Below are 5007 nucleotides of genomic sequence, written 5' to 3'. Positions count from 1 at the left end.
GGGCGAGTTCGCCGAGCTGTTCGCCGACATGCAGGCGCGCGGCTACGTGCGCTTTCGCGTCGATGGCGCGGTGGTGGAGGCCGAGGCCCTGCCGGCGCTGAAGAAGAACGACAAGCACGACATCGACGTCGTGATCGACCGCCTGAAGGTGCGCGCCGAGGCCGATGCCGCCGGCACCCACACGCAGCGCCAGCGCCTGGCCGAGAGCTTCGAGGCCGCGCTGCGCCTGGCCGACGGCCGCGCCCTCACGCTCGACATGGACTCGGGCGAGGAACACGCGCACTCGGCGCGTTTCTCCTGCCCGGTGTGCCACTACACCGTGGCCGAGCTCGAACCGCGCCTGTTCTCCTTCAACTCGCCCCTGGGCGCCTGCCCCACCTGCGACGGCCTGGGCCACACCGAGTTCTTCGATCCCGCGCGCATCGTCGCCTTCCCTTCGCTCAGCCTGGCCAGCGGCGCCATCAAGGGCTGGGACCGGCGCAACGGCCACTACTTCTCGCTGGTCGAGAGCCTGGCCGCGCACTACGGCTTCGACGTGGACACGCCCTGGGAGTCGCTGCCCGAGGCGGTGCGCCAGGTGCTGCTGTTCGGCTCGGGCGACGAGGAAATCCGCTTCCAGTACGCGCTGGACGGCGGCGAGCGCGCGAACAAGCGCGTGAACAAGAAGCACGCCTTCGAGGGCATCGTGCGCAACTTCGAGCGGCGCTGGCGCGAGACCGACAGCGCCACCGTGCGCGAGGAACTCGCGCGCTACCGCGCCACGCGGCCCTGCCCGGAGTGCGGCGGCGCGCGCCTGCGCCGCGAGGCGCGCCACGTCTTCGTGGGCGAGGGCGCGCAGCGCCGCGCCATCTTCGAGATTGGCCACGTCACGCTGGGCGAGGCCCTGCGTTGGTTCGCCTCGCTCGCGCTGAGCGGCGCCAAGGGCGAGATCGCGGGCCGCGTGGTGCACGAAATCCGCCAGCGCCTGAGTTTCCTCAACGACGTGGGCCTGAATTACCTCAGCCTGGACCGCAGCGCCGATACGCTCTCGGGTGGCGAGGCCCAGCGCATCCGCCTGGCCAGCCAGATCGGCAGCGGCCTCACCGGCGTGATGTACGTGCTCGATGAGCCCAGCATCGGCCTGCACCAGCGCGACAACGACCGCCTGATCGGCACCCTGCAGCACCTGCGCGACCTGGGCAACACCGTGCTCGTGGTCGAGCACGACGAGGACATGATCCGCGCCGCCGACCACGTCATCGACATGGGCCCGGGCGCCGGCGTGCACGGCGGGCGCGTGATGGCCCAGGGCAGTTGCGAGGACGTGGTCGCGGTGCCCGAGTCGCTCACCGGCCAGTACCTGGGCGGCACGCGCCGCATCGAGGTGCCGGCCCGGCGCACGCCCTGGCAGCCGGCGCGCGCGGCCACCGCGCCGGCCGAACCCGTCAAGCCGCGCTTCCCGAGCGCCAGGGGCCGCGCGGCGGCCGCGCCGCCGGCCTCGGCCGCCGATGGCGGCCAGGCGATCCGCGTGCTCGGCGCCAAGGGCCATAACCTGCGCGGTGTCTCGGTGGATTTCCCGGTCGGCCTGTTCACCTGCGTCACCGGGGTCTCGGGCTCGGGCAAGTCCACGCTCGTCAACGACACGCTCTACGCCGCCGTGGCGCGCGCCATTTACCGCTCGCACGACGAGCCGGCGCCGCACGACGCCATCGAGGGCCTGGAGCACTTCGACAAGGTCATCAACGTCGACCAGTCGCCCATCGGCCGCACGCCGCGCAGCAACCCGGCCACCTACACCGGCCTGTTCACCGGCATCCGCGAGCTGATGGCCGAGGTGCCGGCCGCGCGCGAGCGCGGCTACGGCCCAGGCCGCTTCAGCTTCAACGTGGCCGGCGGGCGCTGCGAGGCCTGCCAGGGCGACGGCGTGGTCAAGGTCGAGATGCACTTCCTGCCCGACGTCTACGTGCCCTGCGAGGTCTGCCACGGCCAGCGCTACAACCGCGAGACGCTGGAGGTGCTCTACAAGGGCAAGAACATCGCGCAGATCCTGGCGCTCACGGTGGAGCAGGCGCACGCCTTCTTCGGCGCCGTGCCCACGCTGGCGCGCAAGCTGCAGACCCTGCTGGACGTGGGCCTGTCCTACATCCAGCTCGGGCAGGCCGCCACCACCCTGTCGGGCGGCGAGGCGCAGCGCGTCAAGCTCGCGTTGGAGCTGTCCAAGCGCGACACCGGGCGCACGCTCTACATCCTGGACGAGCCCACCACCGGCCTGCACTTCGCCGACATCGAGCTGCTGCTCAAGGTGCTGCACCAGCTGCGCGACGCGGGCAACACCATCGTGGTGATCGAGCACAACCTGGACGTCATCAAGACCGCCGACTGGGTGATCGACATGGGCCCCGAGGGCGGTACCGGCGGCGGCACCGTGGTGGCGCAGGGCACGCCGGAAGCCGTGGCCGCGAACCCGGCCAGCCACACGGGGCGTTACCTCAAGCGCCTGCTCTGAGGCCGGCGGCGCATGAAGCCCGCCCGTCTCAGCGGTTGCGGTAGGCCAGCCCCAGGCCCGCGCTGAAGGTGGTGGGCCGCGTGGCCAGCGGGCTGCGCCGCGCGGCGCCCTGCAGCTGCGCCACGCCCAGGCCCGCGTAGCCCACCCAGTGCCGGTTGATGGCCGAGGTGAGGCGCCAGCCCAGCGACAGGCTGTCCCAGCCCGAGCCGATGGCGTAGGCGGGCAGCCCGGTGGCCGCGGCGCCCTCGGGGCCGATGCCGTAGTGCGTCTGGCGGAACGTGCCGTTGGCCCAGCCGGCACCGAAGGACAGGTCCCAGTGCGTGTCGCGCGAGAGGCGGTGGCGGTAGTTCAGGCCCGTGTCCAGGCGCAGCCCGCCGTCGCGGCCCAGCAGATCCTGCGAGGCCCGGCTGGTCAGGCTCCAGTGTTCGCTGAGCGTCAGGCCGAGGGTGAGTCGGCCGCGCACGGTGGCGCGCACCTTGCCCAGGCCGTGGTAGCGCGGGTCCTTCTCGTCGCGCCAGTCGCGGCCCTCGTCGATCGAGAGCGAGGTGTTGAGCGCGAGCCTGTCGCCGCGCGCGAGCTGGGTGCTCACGCCGCTGTCCACGGTTTCGCGGCCCTGGTTGAGCAGGGCGCTGGCGCCGGAACTGGCGAAGCGCCAGCGCCCGAGCTGAAAGGCCCAGATGCCGCCCAGCGAGAGCTTCTGCTCGGCGGTGCCCAGCGGGTTGGCCGAGGAGCCGATGGCGGCGCCGATGAGGTAGTCGCGGCTGGCCTGCAAGGCCACGTCGTCGCGCGGTGCCGATGCCGGGGCCGGCTCGGCGGCGGGGGCGGCGTCGCCGCGTGCTTGCGCGAGCCCGGCCGACGCGGTCACCAGCAGCGCCGCGGCGGCCAGCGCGGGCTTCACAGACGGCCCAGGTCTTCGATGGCGTCGACCACGATGCCGGTGCCGATGGCGATGAGCAGGATGTCGGTGGCCACGCGCACGTACTTGTGGCCCGCTGGCGGCACGCCCAGGCGGATGGAAATGGCGTCCGGCACGGGGTAGTAGACGACGTCGCGCGGCAGCGGCGCGCCGCGGTGCCACTTCTTGGCCTGGCCGGGGGGCATGCAGCCGTTGTGCTTCTTCGCCAGGCCGGGCGGGCAGTGGCCGGCGCGCCAGCGGGGCTCGTAGTACTCGACGGCGGCGCGGCGCTGCGTGTCGGTGAAGTAGCCGCCGATCTGTACGTTCACCGAGAGGTTCGTCCGGTCGCCATCGGGACGGACATACCGGGTGCCGCCGTCGCGATCGCCACGGTCATCGCCCTTGTGGGGTTTGCCCCCTTTGTGTTTTTCCTCGGACTGGCCGTGTTTGCCGCCGCCGGCGTGTGGGGGTTTCTCGGCCAGCGTGGGCGCGGCGGCCAGGGCCAGGGCGGCGCCCAGTACGAGGGCGGCCAAGGAGTGGGAGGGAATGGGCATGGCTTGAGGCTCTGCGGTTCAGGGGAAAACGAAATCCTGGTCGATGGTGTCGCTGGCGGCCGCGGTCAGGGGACCGGCGGTCTTGCTCACACCGCCCGTGGTGGCGCGCAGCGTGAAGTGGCCCGCCGCCGCGTTGTCGGCCGAAAAGCTCAGGCTGTTGCCGGCGGCGTGCTGGGCCACCTGCGGCGCCGCCACCGCGTTGCCGGTGTAGGCGTATTCGCCGGTGACGGCGTTCACGGGCCGCTCCACCAACGTGAGGGTGTCGCCGGCCGTGAGCGTCTGGCGCAGGGCCACGGTTGCGTCGAGCTCGGTGGGCACGGGCGTGAGCGAGACCTGTCCCGTGAAGATGGCCGTACCCGAGGCGGGCGGGTCGATGCGCTGGCCGGCCGGCGCGGCGCGCACCAGCTGGCCGCTGAACACCTGCAGCTGGCGCACTGCCGCCGTGGCCCGCCCGGGCGTGACCACCACCAGCGTGTACTCGCCCGGCTCCACGGGTTGCAGCTTGAACAGGCCGTTGGCGTCGGCCACGGTGGCGCGGCGCACCTCGCCGTTCTGCTGCAGCGAGACGCTGGCGCCCGCCGTGGCCGCAGCGAGGGAGACCTCGCCGATCACGCCGGTCTCCACACGCGGCAGCGTGCGCAGCACGGGCTTGAGCAGGTACTGGCCGGAATTCCCGGCCACCACCACGGACCGGCAGGCGTCGAAGTCGATCACCACGTCGGTCAGGCCGTTGCGCTGCACCGCCAGGCTGGTCTGCACCTTCAGGCCGGACGGCTGGCCGCTCGGGGTTTTGAGTGGCACCCTCACGCCCGGGTTGCCGCTGAGCACGATCCAGTTGCGGTCGGCCTGGGCGCCGGTGTTGGCCGCCAGCACCAGGCGCAGGCGGGTATAGGTGCCCGCGGGCACGCGCGCCTGCCCGAGGTCGAGCAGGGCGCCGTTGGTGTAGTCCAGCAGGTTGACGCGCTGGGGCGGGTCGACGGGGATCGAGCGCCAGCCCGGGTCGCTGTCGGGCGCGTCGGCGGTGTGCACGCGCACCTCGTTCACCGTGACCACCACCTCGTCGTAGCCGCAGG

4 protein-coding genes are annotated in these 5007 nt (G+C 72.5%); 1 reads left to right on the top strand and 3 read right to left on the bottom strand.

Going from position 1 to position 5007, the window contains the following annotated elements:
• Nucleotides 1-2485, top strand: a 2485-nt coding sequence (locus BGO22_RS07060) for an excinuclease ABC subunit UvrA (protein ID WP_286849769.1), incomplete at its 5' end; no start/stop codon positions are given.
• Between the two features lie 28 nt (nucleotides 2486-2513).
• On the opposite strand, the gene BGO22_RS07055 is transcribed toward BGO22_RS07060, so the two are convergent.
• From BGO22_RS07055 to BGO22_RS07045, 3 genes are all read right to left on the bottom strand, one after another.
• On the bottom strand, nucleotides 2514-3383 hold the full coding sequence (locus BGO22_RS07055) for a MipA/OmpV family protein (protein ID WP_286849767.1): 870 nt from the start codon (nucleotides 3381-3383) through the stop codon (nucleotides 2514-2516).
• Nucleotides 3380-3934, bottom strand: coding sequence for an RcnB family protein (locus BGO22_RS07050; RefSeq protein WP_286849765.1), 555 nt, complete (start codon nucleotides 3932-3934; stop codon nucleotides 3380-3382). Before BGO22_RS07050 ends, BGO22_RS07055 begins: the two co-directional genes overlap by 4 nt.
• Nucleotides 3935-3952: 18 nt before the next feature.
• On the bottom strand, nucleotides 3953-5007 hold a 1055-nt coding region (locus BGO22_RS07045), incomplete at its 5' end, for a DUF4382 domain-containing protein (RefSeq protein ID WP_286849763.1).

It is taken from the genome of Hydrogenophaga sp. 70-12 (assembly GCF_001897365.1).
Classification (GTDB): domain Bacteria; phylum Pseudomonadota; class Gammaproteobacteria; order Burkholderiales; family Burkholderiaceae_C; genus Hydrogenophaga; species Hydrogenophaga borbori.
This window is presented reverse-complemented; position numbering and strand designations above follow the sequence as displayed.